The organism is Methylophilus flavus (assembly GCF_042678905.1).
Classification (GTDB): Bacteria; Pseudomonadota; Gammaproteobacteria; order Burkholderiales; family Methylophilaceae; genus Methylophilus; species Methylophilus flavus.
This window is the reverse complement of sequence record NZ_JBHTLN010000001.1, coordinates 177410-198220: the sequence shown is the minus strand read 5'-3', so window position 1 is coordinate 198220 and position 20811 is coordinate 177410. Positions and strand designations below refer to the sequence as shown.

Sequence of the window (20811 nt, the reverse complement as noted above, 5' to 3'; positions counted from 1 at the left end):
GCGATTGATGAAAGCGCCTAAAACCCTGTTCACCTGCTTGTTCCTGGCTATGCTGGTCTCGGCCACATTGCCCGCAAGTGCCGATGTGACTTTGCCTAACGTGGATAATAAATTTGTCAGGGTCAAGGAAATCAATCCGACCCGTGATGCCGGCTATGTGGTTGGGGACAAGCTGGAAAGAACTATTATCCTGACTGTGAAAAAACCTTACGAGTTGATCCGCGAATCATTACCGATCGTGGGCTATGAACACCGCTATCGCGGCCAGGTGTCAGGCGTTGAGCTGACTGGCATCAGTGTGGAAGATGAAACATTCTCAGACCGCAGTGTGCATACCATCCATTTGGTTTACCAGGTATTCAAATCAGGTCGAGTAGTAAAACCAGCCATCCTGCGCGGCGAGATCGTCAAGCTGCGCCATAACGGCAAAACCGAACTGCGTCAGTTACGCTTTCCCTCGTTTAATTTCAGGACTTCACCGCTGTCAGTCTACGGTGAAGTCAATCTCAAGAGTGAGATGAGCCCGCTGATTCCGCCTTTCACACTGAGCACGGTCAAAGAAGAACAGGTATTAAAAATCGCGGCAGGCGTGCTGGCTCTCAGCCTGCTTGGCTTGCTTTATATTCTGGGCGCCAATACCTGGCTGCCCCGCATGGGTGGCGCTTTTGCCAAGGCTTATCGCAAAGTAGGCAAACTGCCTGACAATGAAGAAGGCCTGAAACAAGCCATAGGCGTGGTACACCAGGCCATGCAGCAAGTGGCAGGACACAGCGTATTCGGCAATAACGTAGAGCAATTTATACAGGAAAAACCCGCCTACCAACCCGCGAGGCCAGAGATTGACCGTTTCTTCCACCTCTCCCGCCAGGTATTTTTTGATGCCAAAACCTCGCTGGAATTAGGCATGCCTGCCAAGCAATGGCTACGCACATTTTGCCGCCATATGCGCGATTGCGAACGTGGCCTGACACCAGACCTGCAAGCTGACTTGAGTCCTAATTTGCAATCAGGGGCGAAATAGCATCATGGCATTCACTCACCCCTGGGTATTGTGGGCGTTACCGCTGGCATTGTTGCCATTGCTTCTGGAACGCTCCCACAGCAAACATTACTCCTGGATAGGCTTGCTGCCGCCAGATCCTTTGTCTAGCATCATAGGCCTGTTACTGAAAGCATTGGCAGCACTCAGCATCCTGTTTGTGATTTTAGGGCTGGCAGGGCCGCACACGCTGGAACAGAAAGCATTGCGTACCGGCATAGGCGCCCAGATCGGCCTGGTGCTGGACCGCAGTGCCAGTATGGATGATGCTTTTGTCGGCGATAAAGATGGCCATATCGGCGAAACCAAATCCGTCGCAGCCGCGCGTATCATTACCAACTTTATTAAAGGCCGCCGCAATGACATGATGGGCGTCATCACCTTCAGTAACTCGGCCATGTATGTGTTGCCTCTGACCGAGAACAAAGATGCTGTGCTCTCTGCGGTGCAGGCAACAGCTGGCAACTCCCTGTTCCAGACGAATATTGGTGGCGGTTTGACCAGTGCGGTGGAATTGTTTAAAGATGTGCCTGACTCAGGCTCACGCGCGATCATCCTGATCTCTGATGGCGCCGGGCGCGTCAGTGATATGGTGCAGCAAAAACTGCGTGACTGGCTGCAACGCTACAACATAGGTTTGTACTGGATCGTGCTGCGCCAGCCAGGCGGCATCACTATTTTCGACCCGAAATACACAGCAAGCGGTTATGACGGCCATATGCCGACAGAAGTATTGTTGTACCAATATTTCCAGACCCTGCGCACGCCGTTCAATGCTTATGAAGCTTCTGATCCGAAGTCACTGGAAACAGCGATTGCCGACATCAACAGCAAAGAAAAAAAACCGATTCAATATATGGAAAAAATCCCCGGCCATGATTACACCAACGTGTGTTACTGGATTGCGATCGTCATGATTGCCTTCCTGCTGGCAGTTAAATATCTGGAGATCAACACATGGCGCTCAGCGTAAAAAAACTGGTCATCGGCCTGATCGTGGTGGCCGTGGCTGCCACAGCCACCATGGCTTACACCTGGCAACGCATACAACAGGCCAGAGCATTTAATGAAGCTGTCACCTCCGCGAAAACGCCGCAAACCGACCAGCAAAGTTTTGAGGCCAAATATGCCGTGGCCTACTGGCTGGCAAAAAACGAACGCTATAAAGAAGCCACTTTGCTGTTTGCCAAACTGATTGACGGCACCACGCCTGTACAACGTGCAGCCATCCTGCATAACATAGGCAATATGTTTTTCCTCAAGGCGATCCAGGTCACCGGCGGCAACGACAATAACACGCGCGATGAAGTGGAATACCTGCTGACGCAGGCCATGACCTCTTACAAAAGCGCCCTGAAAGCAGATAACAATCACTGGGGCACACGCCGCAACTATGACCGTGTGCTGAGCTTGCTGCCGGAAAAACCGACACCTGGCGTGGGCGAATCTGACAATCCCGGCCTGATCATGGGCAACATCCCCAATGGTCTGCCTTAACCAAATGCATGATCACTTACATTTTATAAACTGAAAAGTATGCATATCTGGCTCAGAAGATTTATCAAACATCGCGATTCAGTCCTGCTGGGGTTGGCGCTGCTATTCCTGCTGGGCGCTATTTTGCGCCCCAGCATTCCGTTCAAGCACAATATCTACACTTACTTTCTGGTAGCGGATATTTCGCAGAGTATGAATACCAAGGACATGGTCATCCGCGGCAAGAAAGTAACGCGTCTTGCCTATATGCAGAACATGATGCATGAAGTGGTAGGCTCCCTGCCCTGCGGCACCAAAGTAAGCATCGGGCTGTTTGCCGGTAACTCGGTCGCCGCCATGTATTCGCCGATTGAAATCTGCCAGAACTTTGCCGCCATCCAGGATACGATAGACCACCTCGATTGGCGTATGGCATGGTCAGGCAACAGCCGCCTGCGTGAAAGCCTGTTAGTGACCGCTAAAGTGGTTCGCGGCATGTCTGAAGCTTCGCAAGTAGTCTATTTCACTGATGGCGAAGAAGCGCCCAGACTGCATGCTTTCAATACGAAAAACCTGGAAGAGTTTCAAGGTGGGGACGACTGGATTTTTGTCGGCATCGGATCAGAAGAAGGCGATGCTATCCCCAAACTCAGCGAAGATAACCAGGTGATTGGTTATTGGTCTAACGAGAGCTTTGCGATGCAACCAGGGATTGCGCAGATTTCTGAAAGTACCCTCGGCGTGCGCGATGACAACATCGCCGGTGAAAATGACCGCTATATATCCAAGATGGCCGCTGAATACATGCAAAGCCTGGCGCAGGAAATCGGCGCCAAGTTTATTAAAGGTGATAGCAGCTACACTGTGATACAGGCCATGAAAGCCCAAAAACCTGCGCGCCGCGATATTGCCCCACTGCCACTTGGCTGGTTATTCGCCACCTTGGGCGGTTTATGTATTGTTGGTACTTACGCCAGCCGTCACCCATTACGCCAGATAAAACAAAACCTGAAGATTTACCATCATGAGATCAGGTCCAGGCTATTTACACGCAGTGAGGCGATCGCGCACGACAACCATTTTCAATAACTTTGTTAACGCCTGATTTACCTCGGACATCCTAGGCCAGTGATGCAGGCACATCATGAAAGAAATACGGAATAAGTCGCAGAGACTTACTCCTTATTTCCTGGATAAGGACCATGAAAAATCACTGGCTTAAGTATTGGCTCAAACATCGCGACACCCTCTTGCTCGCATTGGCTTTACTCTGTTTACTCGGGGCTATCCTGGTTCCCACTGTTCCGATCAAACGTAACGTACATACCTATTTCCTGATCGCTGACGTCACCCAGAGCATGAACGCCAAGGACATGTCGCTGAATGGTCGCACAATCAGCCGTTTGGACTACACCAAACGCATGATGCATGAGATAGTGGCCCAGCTACCCTGTCACACCCGCCTCAGCATAGGCCTGTTCGCCGGTGATGCCGTGGCGGCACTGTATACGCCGCTGCAGGTCTGCCAGCATTTTTCTGCGATTCATGAAACCATAGACCATCTTGATTGGCGCATGGCCTGGACTGGCAACAGCCAGTTACGTGAAAGCCTGGTGATCACAGCAAAACTACTGCGCCAAATGCCGGAAGCCACCACCGCGGTATATTTTACCGATGGCGATGAGGCACCATTGCTGCATGCGTTCAATACCCGCAACCTCAAGGATTTTCAGGGTGCGGACGGCTGGTTCTTTGTCGGCATCGGGTCTGAAAAAGGCACAGGCATTCCAAAACTCACGGAAGATAACCAGATGATAGGTTACTGGTCGAACGAAAGCTTTGCAGTACAGCCTAACATCGCCCAGGTGACTGCCAGCAAAAGCAGTGGTCGCGATGACAGTGTTGCGCTTTCAGATTATGACCGCTTTATTTCGAAACGTGACGGTCCTTACCTGCAAAAACTGGCCCAGGAAATAGGTGCAGAATATATCAACGGTGATGACACCTACGAGGTGTTGCAGGCCATACAATCAAGCAAATCACCGCGCCATGAAGTCGTACCCTTTTCTATCGCCTGGATACTGTCTACCCTTGCAGGCATATGTTTGCTGGCAACCAGCCTGCACCGGGAGTCGATACGCCAGTTCAAACATACCTTCGGGCTATATCGCAAACAGGTGAAATCCAGATTTTTTTCACGCAGTGACTCGGTCGCGCACGACAATCATTTTCAATAATATCAACAATTTATTCGCGCAGGCCCCAGCTTAGCCAAACACGTAAAGCTTTTTGTGAGGCTGTATCCGCTTGGTCAAACAAGATCAGCAGGCGGGTTGGTCGCAGCCATCGCCACAGCCTGTCGCCAGACAGAGTCATCTCTTCATCCAAAGCTTCCGGCTGCAATTCCAGATAGTCGATATGCAACACCATCAGCGAATGATGGACAACACTATCCGGTAACACTTTGATATGCCAGCGTTGACCTGACATATTGGTTACTGTCATCTCGCCAAACACATCAACATGCAGTATTAGCGGACTAAATTTCCAGCGGGTAGCGACCAGTTGTGTCCATTGCCAGGCACAGGTGACTACATAGATGACAGTCCCTGCGATCGTCCATATCACAGGCAAAGAAACCCAAAGGCTCAACAGCACCGCCATTGAAAAAACCAGCCACCACCCCCATAAAAATTTAGAAGGATGAAAGCGCAATACAATTTCAGTTGGTAAAATAGGTTTTTTCATCACGTCTGCACGAAGTCGATTGATTCCACATCACTCGCACTCCACAGGAAGGTCTTTATGTCCAGCGCAACATGGCAACAGTTCTTAATCTCACAAAGTGCTCAATTTAACGACTCGGGTGAAGCTGCTTTTATTACACCGGATGCACCTGCGTCCGGTCAGTTATTCGACCTGTCCAGCAATGGCCTGATCGCTGTCAGCGGCGATGATGCGCTGACGTTTCTGCAAGGACAGTTTACCAATGATATCAAACTGGTGCAGGAAGCTGCGCAATTCACCGGCTACTGTACGGCAAAAGGCCGTTTGCTGGCACTGTTTTATGCCTTCAGTATCAATGAAATTATCTATCTGCAATGCCCGCGTACGCTGATTCCGGAATTGGTCAAACGCTTGCGCATGTTCGTCATGCGCAGCAAAGTGGTGGTAGAGGATGTCAGTGAGCAGTTTGTCATCCTTGGACTGGCAAGTGCGGATTCGGCAGCGAATATTCAACACCTGCCTCTGCATGCGCATCAAAGCAGCCAAACGCCATTCGGCACCCTGATTAGATTGCCAGACAGCCACGGAAAACAGCGAGCGCAGCTAATCATCGCTATTGCTCAGGCAGAACAAGCGTGGACAACTCTAGCGGCCACTTTCAATCCTACCGATAGCCAGCAATGGGATGCGCTGGAGATACAGGCAGGTATTCCGCAGGTATATAAAGCAACCCAGGAACAATTCGTGCCACAAATGGTGAACCTGGATGCATTGAACGGCATCAACTTCAAAAAAGGTTGCTATACCGGCCAGGAGATTGTGGCGCGTACGCATTACCTGGGCAAAGTAAAACGCCGCACACTCCTGGCGACCTTACCTGACACAGAGACTGCACCTCAAGTTGGCGACCCAGTGCTTGATGCTAAGCAGCAGGAAGCAGGCCAGTTAGTGCGTGTTGCACCGAACAAACAAGGCGGCTGGTCGCTGCTGGCAGAATGCAGATTGGAAGCCCAGTCTGCAGGCAGTATTTACTGGCAGGAATATGAATTAGTTTTTTCAGAGCTGCCGTATACGCTGGCTTGATTTCATTCACTGTTAAAAAATAATGGCGCTTTAAGCGCCATTATTTTTTTGTGACTATATAAGAGATCAGTCTGATACTGCGGGCGAAGTGGCTGGAGCAGCAGACGCTGGCGCAACAGGCATGACTGTATCCTTAGGTGGCGTGGCAGTGATGACACTGGCTGGTGCGGCAGGATTAGGGTTCTTGCGCTGCATTACCTGGTAGAACACTTCGTCCTGCTTGATCATGCCCAGTTCGCTGCGCGCACGCTCTTCCACCGCTGATTGGCCTTGTTTCAAGTCGCGCACTTCAGCACGCAATGTTTCATTCCGTTGCCGGTAATAATCATTGCGTTTTTCGTGCGCCTCAATCTGTTGCGAATATCGCCAGACGCGGGACCAACTGCCCTTGCCCAGCCACAATGGATATTGCAGCAGGGCAATCAGGACAATGAAGATCATAGTCAGTTTGCGCACATCGGCCTAGATGCGTTATCAGGCTTGATTACTTGAACAACTGGTAAAACGCTGACAAACCAGCGTAGCTAGTCGCGTCGCCCAACTCTTCTTCAATCCGCAGTAACTGGTTATATTTAGCTACGCGCTCTGAACGGCACAATGAACCGGTTTTGATCTGCAAGGCATTTGTAGCGACTGAGATATCCGCAATCGTCGTATCTTCTGTCTCACCGGAACGATGTGAAACTACAGCGGTGTAGTTAGCACGCTTAGCCATCTCGATCGTCTGGAAAGTCTCAGTCAGGGTACCGATCTGGTTCACTTTGATCAGCACAGAGTTAGCTGCACCTTTCTGGATACCTTCGCGCAGGATTTTCGGGTTGGTCACGAACAAGTCATCACCGACCAACTGCGTGGTTTTACCCAGGCGCTTGGTCAACAGATCCCAACCATCCCAGTCGAACTCGCTCATACCATCTTCGATGGTGATGATTGGGTATTTACCAGCCAGCGTCGCCAAATAATCACTGAACTCGGCAGAGCTCAATGAAGCGCCTTCTGATTCCAGGTGGTATTTACCATCTTTATAGAACTCGGTACTTGCGCAATCCAGGCCCAGGTAGATATCTTTACCTGGCTCGTAACCGGCGGCTTCGATCGATTCCATAATCAATTGCAAAGCTGACTCGTTAGATGGCAAGTTAGGTGCAAAACCACCTTCGTCACCTACTGTGGTAGCCAGGCCTTTGTCATGCAGAGTTTTCTTCAAGGCATGGAAAATCTCAGCGCCAGCGCGTAGAGCTTCACGGAAAGTTGGCAAGCCAGCCGGTACAATCATAAACTCCTGGATATCCACAGAGTTGTCTGCATGCGCCCCACCGTTGATGATGTTCATCATAGGGGTAGGCAATTGCATAAATGCAGAGCCACCCAGGTAGCGATATAACGGTAAACCGCTTTCTTCAGCTGCTGCGCGGGCACAGGCCATGGAAACACCCAGAATCGCATTGGCACCCAGGCGGTCTTTGTTCTCGGTACCATCCAGCTCGATCAATGTCCTGTCGATAAAGCTTTGCTCTTCAGCATCCAGTCCCAGAATCGCTTCGGTGATTTCGGTATTTACATTTTCAACTGCAGTTAATACACCTTTGCCCAGATAGCGGCTTTTATCGCCATCACGCAGTTCTACCGCTTCTTTTGTGCCGGTAGAGGCGCCTGAAGGTACTGCAGCACGTCCAATGACACCACTTTCAAGTAACACATCGACTTCAACGGTCGGGTTGCCGCGGGAATCCATAATCTCACGGGCGATAATATCTACAATTGCGCTCATACTATTTTCCTTATGTTTTTTAACTTAAAACTTTACGAATATCTGCGATGCATTGTGTCTGGCAGGCTTAAAGCGTTTGCTCCGCGAACCCTGCTTTTTTAACTAATCTGTCCAGGTCAACCAGCAAATGCAGTAAATCCTCCATCTTGCCTAATGGCCAAGCGTTAGGGCCATCCGAAAGCGCCTGGCTTGGGTCAGGGTGCGTTTCCATAAATACACCGGCAATCCCACTGGCAACCGCTGCGCGAGCCAATACCGGCACGAACTCACGTTGACCGCCACTTTTTTCGCCCTGCCCGCCAGGTTGCTGTACAGAATGCGTGGCATCAAACACCACCGGGCAACTGGTTTCACGCATGATAGCCAAGCCACGCATATCAGAAACAAGGGTGTTGTAACCAAATGAAGCCCCACGTTCGCAGACCATAATGTTGTCTACACCGCCGTTAGCCTCTTTGGCTTTATTCACTACCTGTTTCATATCGCCAGGGGCCAGGAACTGGCCTTTTTTGATATTGACCGGCTTACCGGATTGCGCACAGGCAACAATAAAATCTGTCTGGCGGCACAGGAAAGCTGGCGTTTGCAGCACATCGACTACGGCGGCCACATGCGGCACCTGTGCTTCTGTATGCACGTCAGTCAGGATAGGCACGTTTAATTGTGCACGCACCTCGTCCAGTATCCTCAGGCCTTCATCCATACCAAAGCCACGGAAAGTCTTGGTGGAGCTGCGATTCGCTTTGTCATAAGACGATTTATAGATAAAAGGCACGCCCACGCGTGCCGCCATCTCTTTTAATTGCCCGGCGGTATCGATCGCCATTTGCTTGGACTCAATGACACAAGGCCCTGCAATGATGAACAGGGGATGCTCCAGACCCACCTCAAAACCACATAACTTCATGATGTTCCTTGTTTTCTTTTAGGCGTTACTTTTGTTTTTCTGCGTCAGTGCTGCTTGGACATAAGCTTTAAACAAAGGGTGCCCGTGTCTTGGGTTGGAAGTGAATTCAGGGTGGAACTGGCACGCCACAAACCAGGGATGCTCAGTCTGCGGCAACTCAATCATTTCACACAATTCTTCACGCGGCGTACGTGCTGAAACCACCAGGCCAGCGGCTTTCAGCTGGTCCACATAATGGTTGTTGACTTCGTAACGGTGACGGTGGCGCTCGTTGACTTCACTACCGTAAATGCTTGCTGCCAGAGTATTTGGCTCAATCGGCGAGATTTGTGCACCCAGACGCATTGTGCCACCCAGGTCGGAATGTTCATCGCGTTTTTCAATCTTGCCGGTGGCGTCCTGCCACTCATCAATCAGGCCGATCAGCTTGTGTTCAGTCGTTGGGTTGAATTCGGTACTATTGGCATCCTTGAATCCTGCCACATTGCGTGCAAACTCGATAACCGCCAATTGCATGCCCAGACAGATGCCCAAGTAAGGCACTTTATTTTCACGCGCAAATTGAATCGCCTTGATCTTGCCTTCAGTACCACGCACACCGAAACCGCCAGGAATCAGGATAGCATCCATACTGGTTAAGGCATCGGTGCCGGACTTTTCGATATCTTCACTGTCGATATAGTGGATCTTGACTTTAGACTCAGTGTGTATGCCCGCGTGTATCAAAGCTTCGGTCAATGATTTGTAAGATTCGGTCAGGTCGACATATTTACCGACAAAGGCAATATCCACTTGTGCTTTAGGGTTTGCTACGGCATAGCTGATTTTCTGCCAGGCAGACAAATCCGCCGCTTTAGCCAGGATATTCAGTTTATGACAGACGATTTCGTCCATCATTTGCTCATGCAGCAAGCCAGGGATTTTGTAAATTGAGTCACTATCAATCGCGCTGATCACCGCTTCGAACGGCACGTTAGTGAACAAGGCAATTTTGCGTTTTTCATCTTCCGGGATTTCACGTTCGGCGCGGCACAGCAGGATATCCGGCTGGATACCAATTTCGCGCAGTTCCTTCACCGAGTGCTGTGTAGGTTTGGTTTTTAACTCGCCAGCGGTCGGAATCCAGGGCAATAAGGTCAAATGCACATAACAGGCATTGTTTCTGCCCTCTTCAAACCCCATCTGCCGAATCGCTTCCAGGAAAGGCAAGGACTCGATATCACCCACCGTACCTCCGACTTCAACAATCGCCACATCGGCGCCTTCTGCACCGCGTTTGATATGCGCTTTAATTTCATCGGTAATGTGCGGGATCACCTGTACGGTTTTACCCAGGTACTCACCGCGACGCTCTTTCTTGATCACAGTTTCGTAAATCTGGCCGGTGGTAAAGTTGTTGCGCTTGGACATTTTGCTGCTGATAAAACGCTCGTAATGTCCGAGATCCAGATCAGTTTCCGCACCGTCATCGGTGACGAATACTTCACCATGCTGGAATGGCGACATGGTGCCTGGATCTACGTTGATATAAGGGTCAAGCTTGAGCATGGTCACTTTAATGCCACGCGATTCGAGGATAGCGCCCAGACTAGCCGCTGCGATACCTTTTCCAAGAGAAGAAACTACACCGCCGGTTACGAATACATATTTGGTCATGGATGAGGTACTTTGAGGTTTGTTGCAGACGGGAGAACATTTTACCGTAAAGCCCCCTCGCCCACAATGAAGCAAAGGGATAAAATCTTGCACAAACTCGCTAATACACACATACAGGCATACAATCCAGCCATGTCTCACTATCAGTCAAACTCGCCTGCCCTGTGGCAATCCTTATTGCCTCAGCCGGATAGCAATAGCCATAAATACAGCCGCGGCTATGTGATGATTCAGGGTGGATACCCGGTAACGGGCGCAGCCAGGCTGGCAGCGTTAGCCGCAGCACGCAGCGGTGCTGGCATCACGGCGATCGCGGTGCCTGCGGTGGCTTTAAATATATATGCCAGCCAGTTACTCAGCATCATGGCGAAACCCTATGCCAGCACATTAGATTTATATGCACTCATTCACGACCCCAGGATAGGTGCTTTCCTGATCGGCCCCGGGGCAGGCGCCAGTAAAGAAACCCGCGAGACCACGCTAACGATGTTACAAACGGCTAAACCGGTCGTGATTGATGCGGACGCACTCACAGCTTTTTCCAGAAAATCGGATAGCCTGAAAAAGGCAATCATTGGGCAATGTGTGCTGACACCACATGACGGCGAGTTTGAAAAATTGTTTGGCTTGCGGCCCGCAGTGCAACTCCCTGAAAGGATTGCCCAGGCACTGGTAGCGGCGAAGCAAACCAATTCCAATATTTTACTTAAGGGCGCAAACACGATTATTGTCGGGCCTGACGAACGTGTCATCGTCAATGAAAATGCGCCAGCCACCCTCGCCACCGCAGGTGCAGGTGATGTACTGGCAGGATTGATCACAGGATTACTGGCACAAGGCATGCCATCATTCGAAGCCGCAGCTGCGGCGGTATGGCTGCACAGCGAGGCAGCTAAACTCTATGGGATGGGATTAATTGCTGAAGATTTGCCGGGATTGATCCCAAAAGTGTGGCATCAACTCACCGCTTGAAAAAATTAGAGTAGGCAAAGAAAATAAAGAATTAACGACTACGCACTTTGTTTTTCAGCAACTGGCTTTGCTCTCGTTTCCAGTCTTTTTCACGCTCCACATCGCGCTTATCATGCTGTTTCTTGCCTTTGGCAAGGCCAATCTGGACTTTTACACGGCCACGGGTGAAATGCATATCCAGCGGCACAATGGTGTAACCCGCACGTTCCACCTTACCGATCAGCTTGCCGATCTCCTCGTTATGCAGCAATAACTTACGTGTACGGATCGCATCCGGGCGTACATGTGTAGAGGCGGCACCTAATGGCGTCACATGGCAACCTATCAGGTAAATTTCGCCACGCATAATCACCACATATGCTTCTTTCAGGTTGATGCGGTTATCGCGGATGGCTTTGACTTCCCAGCCTTCGAGCACCACACCGGCCTCGTACTTCTCTTCGATAAAGTAGTCAAAAAACGCTTTTTTATTTTGCGCGATGGTCATAAAGCTGGCTTGCTGGCTTAAATCACTTAAAATAGCATTTTAACCCAAAACCAAACTCCGTTCCGGCGCTATAGTTAATAATGGCTCAAGTAGAAAAAACAGTATTGGTCATGCACTCCTGCGAAACCATGTTTCAACTGGTGGATGCGGTAGAAGATTACGCCAGCTTTTTACCCTGGTGTGGCGGCAGTGATGTGATTGAACGTACAGATCAGGTGACGCAGGCCACTATCCATATTCGTTATCACGGCATCGTCCAGCATTTCACCACCCGCAACCACAAGCAGTTTCCGCATCAGATGGATATCACGCTGGTGGATGGCCCCTTCAAACAGCTGACCGGGCACTGGCACTTTATTCCCTTGCGTGAAGATGCCTGCAAAATCGAGTTCAAACTGGAATACGTGTTTGCCAATGGCCTGATTGAACGCATTATTGCGCCGGTATTCAGCCATATTGCCAACACCTTTGTTGACAGCTTTGTGAAGCAGGCAAACAAACTGTATTCCAGGTAAATTGATATATGAGTGAAGCGCTTTCGGACATGATGACAGTGGAAGTCGCTTATGCACTGCCACAAAAACAGTGGCTGATGGCTATCACTGTCCCAACCAAGACGACTGCACTGCAAGCCATTCAACATTCAGGGCTGTTGCTGGAGTTTCCTGAAATAGCAATTGAGCATTGCAAGATTGGTATATTTGGAAAAGTAGTTCACCGCGATGCGGCATTACAGCCTTTGGACCGGGTTGAGATTTACAGGCCATTAATCGCTGACCCTAAAGCAGCGCGCAGACTGAGAGCTGCGATTAAAAACACGGTTACTGAAAAGAGCCAGGCTGCCAAAAGTGGTCAGCAAAAACGTAAAAGCAGATAACAACTCAAAGGTCAGCGTTACTCAACTGGACAATTTTCGTCAATCTCAAACTGGGCACGCGCCAGGTTTTCGCGAATCTGCTCATCGCTTAAATACTCTTTTTCTCCTACTTCATTCACCGTTTGCATACGCCCACCCACTGCATAATTACGGTAATTCGAACGTGCTGCCGCACAGTTCTGTGCTTTCATACGCGTTTCTGCAGCCTTGGCAACAGCTGCAGCTTCATCCGACATCGGTTGTTTTTTCTGACCTTTTCCATCGGCAGTTTCTTTTTCTGCTGCAACTTGCTGCGCATCCTCTTTATAAGCATCGGCGCGGGTAAGCGGATATTCGTTAGAGACCTTGGTGGCTTTGATCTCCTTGACATTTTGCTTGCCTGCCGGGGGCGGGACATCCGAATAATTCATTACGCCTTTTGCGTCGCGCCACTTGTAAATCTCGGCGTGCGCGGACATCTGCAACATGCATGCGATCAATACAATATTCCGAATCACTTCCATTAATCTCACGTTTAATTCCCGCCTCAACAGTATGTGCCCATGCCCACCATCCGAAATAGCCATGCATAAACCATGCCAGAGAGTGCCGATTTCGCAGTCAAAAATGCAAAACGCTTTGTCAAGGCAAAACGAAATCGGTATAATTATATTTTGGAGATAAGGATTCCTCATGCGTTTGTTGCAACAAGCTCTAACCTTTGACGACGTTTTACTCGTTCCAGCCCATTCTACAGTGATGCCTCGTGATGTAAGCCTGCGCACAAAACTTACAAAAAACATCACACTTAATATCCCACTACTTTCTGCCGCCATGGATACCGTGACGGAAGCCCGCATGGCAATTGCCCTGGCACAGCTAGGCGGCATGGGCATTATTCATAAGAATATGTCGGTCGAGATGCAGGCTTCACGCGTCTCCCGCGTTAAACGCTTTGAATCTGGTGTCGTGATTGATCCGGTGACCATACACCCGGCAATGACCGTGCGTGAAGTAATTGAGCTCACCAAGCACCATAAAATTTCAGGTTTACCCGTATTACAAGATGGCAAAGTGGTCGGTATTGTCACCAACCGTGATTTGCGTTTTGAAACGAATTTAGACCAGGCTGTCAGCAATGTCATGACCTCGCAAGACCGCCTGGTGACTGTACGTGAAGGCGCCAGCCGTGAAGAAATCATGGGCCTGCTGCACAAGCATAGACTGGAACGCCTGCTGGTGATTGGCGAGCAATATGAGCTTAAAGGCCTGATCACAGTCAAAGACATTCAAAAATCCACCGACCACCCGCTCGCCTGTAAAGATGAAAAAGGCCGTTTGCTGGTTGGCGCTGCGGTAGGTGTAGGTGATGGCACTGATGAACGTATCGCAGCGCTGGTTGAAGCCGGTGTCGATGCGATTGTTGTCGATACCGCACACGGCCACTCCCAAGGCGTGCTGGATCGCGTGAAATGGGCTAAAACCCGCTATCCCAACTTGCAAGTCATTGGTGGCAACATCGCGACTGCCGATGCCGCTTTGGCACTAGTAGACCATGGTGCCGATTGCGTCAAAGTCGGCATAGGCCCAGGCTCCATTTGTACCACGCGTATCGTGGCCGGTGTAGGCGTACCGCAAATCACTGCCATCAGCAATGTGGCCAAGGCACTGGAAAAATCCGGCGTACCATTTATTGCCGATGGCGGCATCCGTTTCTCAGGTGATATTTCCAAAGCAATTGCAGCCGGGGCCAATAGCGTCATGCTGGGCGGCATGTTTGCAGGCACTGAAGAAGCACCGGGTGAAGTCGAGTTATATCAGGGGCGTTCTTACAAGTCATATCGAGGCATGGGTTCCATCGGTGCCATGCAAAAAGGGTCTTCTGACCGCTATTTCCAGGAAACCTCTAATGCTGACAAACTGGTTCCGGAAGGCATTGAAGGCCGTGTACCTTACAAAGGCAGCGTACTGGCGGTTGTGCATCAACTGATGGGTGGGCTGCGCGCCTCCATGGGTTATGTCGGATGCTCCACGATTGAAGACATGCGCAGCAAAGCCGAATTCGTACAGATCACCAGTGCCGGCATGCACGAATCGCATGTGCACGATGTGCAAATTACTAAAGAAGCACCGAACTATCGTATTGATTAAATCTTGCGTATTGATTAAATCTAACTGTTTAAACTAAACCTGGCCACAGAGGACACAGAGGACACAGAGACTTTTCTCTGAACCCTCTGTGTCCTCTGTGCACTCTGTGGCTAAAAAAATGTCTCACTCAAAAATCCTTATTCTTGATTTCGGTTCGCAAGTAACGCAGCTGATCGCCCGCCGTGTCCGCGAAGCCCACGTATATTGTGAAATTCATCCCTGTGATGTGTCTGATGACTTTGTGCGCAACTTTGGCGCAGATGGCATCATTCTTAGCGGCAGTCATGCCAGCGTGTATGAAGAAGAAACCGACAAAGCGCCGCAAGCCGCGTTTGAACTGGGCATTCCGGTGCTTGGCATCTGTTACGGCATGCAAACCATGGCGCAACAACTGGGTGGCAAGGTAGAAGCCGGGCATAAACGTGAGTTTGGCTACGCGCAAGTACGCGCCCGCGGTCACTCTGCCCTGTTCCGCGATATCCAGGATGCGACTAATGCTGAAGGCCATGGGCTGATTGATGTGTGGATGAGCCATGGCGATAAAGTCACCGAATTGCCAGGCGGATTTAAAGTCATTGCCAGCAATGACACGACACCGATTGCAGCGATGGCAGACGAAGACCGCAAGTTCTACGCAGTGCAGTTCCACCCGGAAGTGACGCATACCAAACAAGGCCAGGCCATGCTTGAGCGTTTTGTACTAGAAATCTGTAGTGCGAAACCAGACTGGGTCATGGGCGACTATATCGCCGAAGCGGTAGCCAATATCAAGGCACAAGTCGGTAATGAAGAAGTCATTTTAGGTTTGTCCGGCGGTGTGGATTCCTCCGTGGCCGCCGCGTTGATACACCGCGCGATCGGCGACCAGCTGACCTGTGTATTTGTTGACCATGGCCTGTTACGCCTGAACGAAGGCGATATGGTGATGGAAATGTTTGCCGGCCGCCTGCATGCCAATGTGATCCGTGTCGATGCCAGTGAACAATTCATGGGCAAACTGGCCGGTGTCAGTGACCCTGAAGCCAAACGCAAGATCATTGGTGGCGAGTTTGTAGAAGTATTCAAGGCTGAAGCTGCCAAGCTGAAAGCCAGCGGTGCCGGTCATAAAGGTGCCACTTTCCTGGCACAAGGCACGATTTATCCGGATGTGATTGAATCCGGCGGCGCCAAATCGAAAAAAGCAGTCACCATCAAGAGCCACCACAACGTCGGTGGCTTACCTGAGCAGTTGGGACTGAAATTGCTGGAACCTCTGCGTGACCTGTTCAAGGATGAAGTGCGTGAACTGGGTGTAGCCTTGGGCTTGCCGCGCGACATGGTCTACAGACACCCTTTCCCCGGCCCTGGCCTGGGCGTGCGCATTCTGGGTGAGGTGAAAGCGGAGTTTGCATTATTGTTGCAACGTGCAGATGCCATTTTCATAGAAGAGTTACGCAATACCGTAGACGAGAAATCCGGCAAAACCTGGTATGACCTGACCAGCCAGGCATTCACCGTGTTCCTGCCGGTCAAATCAGTAGGCGTGATGGGCGATGGCCGTACTTATGACTATGTAGTGGCCTTGCGCGCAGTGGTCACCAGTGACTTTATGACTGCTCACTGGGCAGAATTACCTTATAGCCTGCTGGGCAAAGTATCTAACCGGATTATTAACGAAGTGCGCGGTATCAACCGTGTGGTCTACGATATTTCCGGCAAGCCACCGGCCACTATCGAGTGGGAATAACCTTTAACTTTGATTCGATCTCATATTAAACAGAGAACAAGACGATGAGCACAAAACCGATTATCCTCACTGGCGACCGCCCAACCGGACCTTTGCATCTGGGGCATTTTGTCGGCAGTTTGCGCACCCGCGTGAAATACCAGCACGAATACAAGCAATATGTAATGCTGGCTGACGCACAGGCGCTGACCGACAATATGGATGATATTGATAAAGTGCACCGTAACGTGGTCGAAGTGGCGCTGGATTACCTGGCGGTGGGTATAGACCCCAAGCTTTCAACTATTTTTATCCAGTCTCAGGTGCCAGAACTGACTGAACTGGCATTTTACTACCTGAACCTGGTCACCGTCGCGCGCCTGGAAAGAAACCCGACCGTGAAAGAGGAAATCCGCCTGCGTGATTTTGAGCGCGATATTCCGGCCGGTTTCCTCACCTACCCTGTCAGCCAGGCGGCTGATATCACTGCATTTAAGGCGACACTGGTACCAGTAGGTGAAGACCAGATTCCGATGATTGAGCAAACGAATGAAATCGTGCGCCGCTTTAACCGTACATATAAAAATGCCAGCACCAAGCAGGAAATCCTGGTGGAAACCAAAGCCCTGGTGCCGGAACTGGGCCGTTTGCCGGGCATTGACGGCAAAGCCAAAATGAGTAAATCATTGGGCAATGTGATTAACCTTGGCGCGACTGCTGATGAGATCAGCAAGGCAGTGAAAAAAGTCTATACCGATCCGCTACATTTGAAAATTGAAGATCCTGGCCATGTAGAAGGCAATATTGCTTTTACCTACCTGGATGCGTTTGACACCGACAAAGCCACCGTGGCCGAACTGAAAGCGCATTACACGCGTGGTGGCCTGGCAGACAGCATCGTTAAAAAGCGCCTGGAAGCGGTATTGCAGGAAATGCTGGAACCTATCCGCACCCGCCGTGCCGAACTGGCTGAAGATAAAGGCTATATTTTGCAGTTGCTGCGTGAAGGCACCGAGCAGGCACGCGAAGTGGCAGCACAAACCATGAGTGAAGTGCGAGCTGCACTCGGTTTAACTTATTTCTAAGGGTTAACCTAATTTTTAGGGTTAACCTATTTTAATTACTCCAACAAACAGGAAACGATTACACATTAAGCATGAGTCGCGGATTCGTAAAGGAAGACGACCTTGAGCGAGCTGGCACTGACTTGCCGGAACGCCCTGTCAGTCCGCATGCAAATTATGTGACTCCAAACGGCCTGCAGCAGTTACAACAAAGCGCTAAAACGCTTGAAAGTGAGCGCGTTGAATACACCAGGCGCAAGGAAGATACCAATGCGCAACAAAAACTGGCAGAGATAGACCGCGATTTGCGTTATTTTGTGGCCAGGCTGGAATCGGTTCAACTGGTTACACCAGAGCAGCAGCCACAACATACCGTGTTGTTTGGCGCTAAGGTCACGGTAGAAGATGAAGACGGTGAGCAGCAGCAGTTCCAGATAGTCGGTGAAGATGAAGCCGATATCGCCCAGCACAAAGTCAGCTATGTCTCGCCGCTGGCTAAAGCATTACTGGGCCGTAAAGTTGGCGATAGCTCCACCTGGCAACGCCCGGCTGGCCCTTTGCAATTAGATATTTTAAAGATTGAGTATTGAAGAATAATGAAAGTATCACAAGCTATAAACGAACGGCGTTCTGTCAAAAGCTACGACCCCAGCCATCGGATGACAGAAGCGGAGATTGAGCAACTGATGTCGCTGGCGATGCTCTCCCCGACTGCATTCAATATCCAGCACTGGCGCTTTGTAGTGGTGACTGACCCGGTGCTTCGTCACCAGATACGTGCCGTGAGCTGGAACCAGACACAGGTGACTGATGCTTCGTTGCTGATTATTTTGACTGCCGACCTTAAAGCCTGGGAAAAAGACCCGGCACGTTATTGGGTCAATGCGCCCAAGCAAGCAAGTGATTACTTGGTAAAGGCTATTCATGACTATTACACTGATCATGCGCAGGCCGAGCGCGATGAAGGCATGCGCTCTGGCGGTATGGCAGCCATGACTTTGATGCTGGCAGCAAAGGAAATGGGCTATGACACCTGCCCTATGGATGGCTTTGATTTTGACGCCGTTGGTAAACTGATTAACCTGCCTGCCGACCATGTACCGGTCATGTTCGTCGTGGTTGGCAAGCCACTGGAAGCTGCCAAGCCGCGTAGCGGGCAACTGCCACTTAATGAAGTCGTCATTTACAACCGCTTTGAATAATTTTGCGTGACTTTGAATAAAGAGCGCAGCCTTAATTAACTATTTTTTGAGAGTTCTTGCATGTTAGTTGCAAACAATATCACCATGCAGTTTGGTTCCAAGCCACTGTTTGAAAACGTTTCCGTTAAATTCGGCGACGGTAACCGTTACGGCCTGATCGGTGCCAACGGTTGCGGTAAATCTACCTTTATGAAGATCCTGGCTGGCGTACTGGAACCTACCAGCGGCAATGTCAGCCTGGACCCCAATGAGCGTATGGCTTTCCTGAAACAGGACCAGTTCGCCTACGAAGACCAGCGTGTGCTGGACGTCGTGATGATGGGCCACGAACAGATGTGGAAAGCGATGCAGGAGCGTGATGCGATTTACGCCAATCTGGAAGCGACTGAAGATGATTACATGCGCGCCGCCGAACTCGAAGGTGAATTCGCAGAATATGACGGTTACACGGCTGAAGCGCGTGCTGGTGAATTACTGCTAGGCGTAGGCATTCCTATTGAGCAGCACACCGGCCCGATGAGCGCGGTTGCGCCAGGCTGGAAACTGCGCGTATTGCTGGTACAGGCCCTGTTCGCGAATCCGGACGTATTGCTGCTCGATGAACCGACCAACAACCTGGATATCAACACCATTCGCTGGCTGGAAGACATCGTCAACAACCGTGACTGCACCATGGTCATCATTTCGCATGACAGACACTTCCTGAACCAGGTCTGTACGCATACCTGTGACATGGATTACGGCAAAATCACCTCATACCCAGGTAACTACGACGATTACATGGAAGCCAGCATTGCTGCACGTAACCAGCAGGCCAAAGACAACGCCAAAGCCAAACAGCAGATTGCCGATCTGCAGGACTTTGTGCGCCGCTTCTCGGCCAACGCGTCTAAAGCCAAACAGGCCACCAGCCGCGCCAAGCAGATCGATAAAATCAAGGTGGAAGAATTCAAGCCCTCCAGCCGCCAGTATCCGTTTATCCGCTTTGAATATGACGAGCGCGAAAAACTGCACCGCAACGCGGTAGAACTGAAAAAACTCAGTCATGGTTTTGATAAACCCTTATTCAACGGCGTTGAAATGATGTTTGAAGCCGGTGAAAAAGTGGCCATTATTGGTGAGAACGGCATAGGTAAAACCACTTTCCTGCGCTGCCTGGCTGGTGACTTACAGGCCAAACATGGTGAAGTGAAATGGGCAGAAAAAGCCAACCTCGGTTATTTTGCGCAAGACCATGAATACGAGTTCGAAAAGGGGGAAGACCTGTTTGAATGGATGACGGCACAACGCCAGCAGGGTGACGATGACAACACCGTGCGCAGTATGCTGGGCCGTTTGCTGTTCCCTACCGAAGCGACCAAGAAGTCAGTCAAAGTGCTTTCCGGTGGTGAAAAAGGCCGCATGCTGTATGGCAAGCTGATGCTGGCGAAAACCAATGTGTTATTGATGGACGAGCCGACCAACCATATGGATATGGAATCCATTGAAGCGCTGAACACTGCGCTGGATAAATACAAAGGAACATTATTCTTTGTCAGCCATGACCGTGAATTTGTCAGCTCGATTGCTACCCGTATTATTGAAATCAAGGCTGATGGCATTGTAGATTTCACGGGCAATTATGAGGACTATCTAGCCAGCCAAGGCATAGCCTAAGTAATCACGTGATAAGTGACTGCGCGAGCGACCTACTTCGTTGTGCGGTGCTCGAAATC

General features: G+C 50.4%; 22 protein-coding genes. 15 read left to right on the top strand and 7 right to left on the bottom strand.

The window, feature by feature from the left end:
• The first annotated feature begins 7 nt into the window (after nt 1-7).
• The 5 genes from ACFQ2T_RS00930 to ACFQ2T_RS00910 all read left to right on the top strand — a co-directional run bounded on the left by ACFQ2T_RS00930 (nt 8) and on the right by ACFQ2T_RS00910 (nt 4752).
• Entirely contained in the window at nt 8-1021 is a 1014-nt protein-coding gene (locus ACFQ2T_RS00930) for a hypothetical protein (protein WP_379029241.1), read from the top strand.
• Between the two features lie 4 nt (nt 1022-1025).
• A complete protein-coding gene (locus ACFQ2T_RS00925) occupies nt 1026-2012 on the top strand; it encodes a vWA domain-containing protein (RefSeq protein ID WP_379029238.1) in 987 nt (328 codons plus the stop codon).
• Nucleotides 1997-2536, top strand: a complete 540-nt coding sequence (locus ACFQ2T_RS00920; RefSeq protein ID WP_379029236.1) for a hypothetical protein — start codon at nt 1997-1999, stop codon at nt 2534-2536. The genes ACFQ2T_RS00925 and ACFQ2T_RS00920 overlap by 16 nt, the downstream gene beginning before the upstream one ends.
• Before the next feature lie 39 nt (nt 2537-2575).
• Complete coding sequence (locus tag ACFQ2T_RS00915) at nt 2576-3604, top strand: vWA domain-containing protein (protein WP_379029233.1); 1029 nt, start codon at nt 2576-2578, stop codon at nt 3602-3604.
• A 113-nt stretch (nt 3605-3717) separates the two neighbouring features.
• On the top strand, nt 3718-4752 hold the full coding sequence (locus tag ACFQ2T_RS00910; protein ID WP_379029231.1) for a VWA domain-containing protein: 1035 nt from the start codon (nt 3718-3720) through the stop codon (nt 4750-4752).
• A gap of 10 nt (nt 4753-4762) precedes the next feature.
• On the opposite strand, the gene ACFQ2T_RS00905 is transcribed toward ACFQ2T_RS00910, so the two are convergent.
• Nucleotides 4763-5263 carry a hypothetical protein gene (locus ACFQ2T_RS00905; RefSeq protein ID WP_379029228.1) on the bottom strand — a complete coding sequence of 167 codons (501 nt, stop codon included), beginning with the start codon at nt 5261-5263 and terminating at the stop codon, nt 4763-4765.
• A 57-nt stretch (nt 5264-5320) separates the two neighbouring features.
• Between ACFQ2T_RS00905 and ygfZ the strand changes: the two genes are divergently transcribed.
• A complete protein-coding gene (gene ygfZ, locus ACFQ2T_RS00900; protein ID WP_379029225.1) occupies nt 5321-6325 on the top strand; it encodes a CAF17-like 4Fe-4S cluster assembly/insertion protein YgfZ in 1005 nt (334 codons plus the stop codon).
• A gap of 66 nt (nt 6326-6391) precedes the next feature.
• Here the strand turns inward: ygfZ and ftsB are convergent, their stop codons facing one another.
• From ftsB to ACFQ2T_RS00880, 4 genes are all read right to left on the bottom strand, one after another.
• Complete coding sequence (gene ftsB / locus ACFQ2T_RS00895; protein ID WP_379029222.1) at nt 6392-6766, bottom strand: cell division protein FtsB; 375 nt, start codon at nt 6764-6766, stop codon at nt 6392-6394.
• A gap of 43 nt (nt 6767-6809) precedes the next feature.
• Complete coding sequence (gene eno, locus ACFQ2T_RS00890) at nt 6810-8096, bottom strand: phosphopyruvate hydratase (RefSeq protein ID WP_379029219.1); 1287 nt, start codon at nt 8094-8096, stop codon at nt 6810-6812.
• A gap of 67 nt (nt 8097-8163) precedes the next feature.
• Complete coding sequence (kdsA, locus tag ACFQ2T_RS00885; protein WP_379029216.1) at nt 8164-9003, bottom strand: 3-deoxy-8-phosphooctulonate synthase; 840 nt, start codon at nt 9001-9003, stop codon at nt 8164-8166.
• Between the two features lie 18 nt (nt 9004-9021).
• On the bottom strand, nt 9022-10659 hold the full coding sequence (locus tag ACFQ2T_RS00880; protein WP_379029213.1) for a CTP synthase: 1638 nt from the start codon (nt 10657-10659) through the stop codon (nt 9022-9024).
• Nucleotides 10660-10746: 87 nt separating this feature from the next.
• Between ACFQ2T_RS00880 and ACFQ2T_RS00875 the strand changes: the two genes are divergently transcribed.
• On the top strand, nt 10747-11631 hold the full coding sequence (locus ACFQ2T_RS00875) for an NAD(P)H-hydrate dehydratase (RefSeq protein ID WP_379029211.1): 885 nt from the start codon (nt 10747-10749) through the stop codon (nt 11629-11631).
• Between the two features lie 31 nt (nt 11632-11662).
• Here ACFQ2T_RS00875 and smpB read toward each other — a convergent pair whose 3' ends face one another.
• Complete coding sequence (gene smpB / locus ACFQ2T_RS00870; protein WP_379033855.1) at nt 11663-12151, bottom strand: SsrA-binding protein SmpB; 489 nt, start codon at nt 12149-12151, stop codon at nt 11663-11665.
• 47 nt (nt 12152-12198) lie between these two features.
• Between smpB and ACFQ2T_RS00865 the strand changes: the two genes are divergently transcribed.
• Nucleotides 12199-12633: a type II toxin-antitoxin system RatA family toxin gene (locus tag ACFQ2T_RS00865; protein WP_379029208.1), complete on the top strand. Its 435-nt coding sequence runs from the start codon at nt 12199-12201 to the stop codon at nt 12631-12633.
• 8 nt (nt 12634-12641) lie between these two features.
• Nucleotides 12642-12995, top strand: a complete 354-nt coding sequence (locus tag ACFQ2T_RS00860) for an RnfH family protein (RefSeq protein ID WP_379029205.1) — start codon at nt 12642-12644, stop codon at nt 12993-12995.
• A gap of 17 nt (nt 12996-13012) precedes the next feature.
• Here ACFQ2T_RS00860 and ACFQ2T_RS00855 read toward each other — a convergent pair whose 3' ends face one another.
• Nucleotides 13013-13498 carry a DUF4124 domain-containing protein gene (locus tag ACFQ2T_RS00855; RefSeq protein ID WP_379033853.1) on the bottom strand — a complete coding sequence of 162 codons (486 nt, stop codon included), beginning with the start codon at nt 13496-13498 and terminating at the stop codon, nt 13013-13015.
• 169 nt (nt 13499-13667) lie between these two features.
• Between ACFQ2T_RS00855 and guaB the strand changes: the two genes are divergently transcribed.
• The 6 genes from guaB to ACFQ2T_RS00825 all read left to right on the top strand — a co-directional run bounded on the left by guaB (nt 13668) and on the right by ACFQ2T_RS00825 (nt 20752).
• Nucleotides 13668-15125, top strand: a complete 1458-nt coding sequence (gene guaB / locus ACFQ2T_RS00850; RefSeq protein ID WP_379029202.1) for an IMP dehydrogenase — start codon at nt 13668-13670, stop codon at nt 15123-15125.
• A gap of 118 nt (nt 15126-15243) precedes the next feature.
• Nucleotides 15244-16851, top strand: coding sequence for a glutamine-hydrolyzing GMP synthase (gene guaA / locus ACFQ2T_RS00845; RefSeq protein WP_379029199.1), 1608 nt, complete (start codon nt 15244-15246; stop codon nt 16849-16851).
• 44 nt (nt 16852-16895) lie between these two features.
• On the top strand, nt 16896-17915 hold the full coding sequence (gene trpS, locus ACFQ2T_RS00840) for a tryptophan--tRNA ligase (RefSeq protein WP_379029196.1): 1020 nt from the start codon (nt 16896-16898) through the stop codon (nt 17913-17915).
• Nucleotides 17916-17986: 71 nt separating this feature from the next.
• Nucleotides 17987-18484, top strand: a complete 498-nt coding sequence (locus ACFQ2T_RS00835; RefSeq protein WP_379029193.1) for a GreA/GreB family elongation factor — start codon at nt 17987-17989, stop codon at nt 18482-18484.
• 6 nt (nt 18485-18490) lie between these two features.
• The gene (locus tag ACFQ2T_RS00830; protein ID WP_379029190.1) at nt 18491-19096 is read left to right on the top strand and encodes a nitroreductase family protein; all 606 of its coding nucleotides are present in this window, start codon (nt 18491-18493) and stop codon (nt 19094-19096) included.
• A 60-nt stretch (nt 19097-19156) separates the two neighbouring features.
• Nucleotides 19157-20752 (top strand): ABC-F family ATPase, encoded by a 1596-nt coding sequence (locus ACFQ2T_RS00825; protein ID WP_379029187.1) that lies wholly within the window; start codon nt 19157-19159, stop codon nt 20750-20752.
• Nucleotides 20753-20811 lie beyond the last annotated feature (59 nt).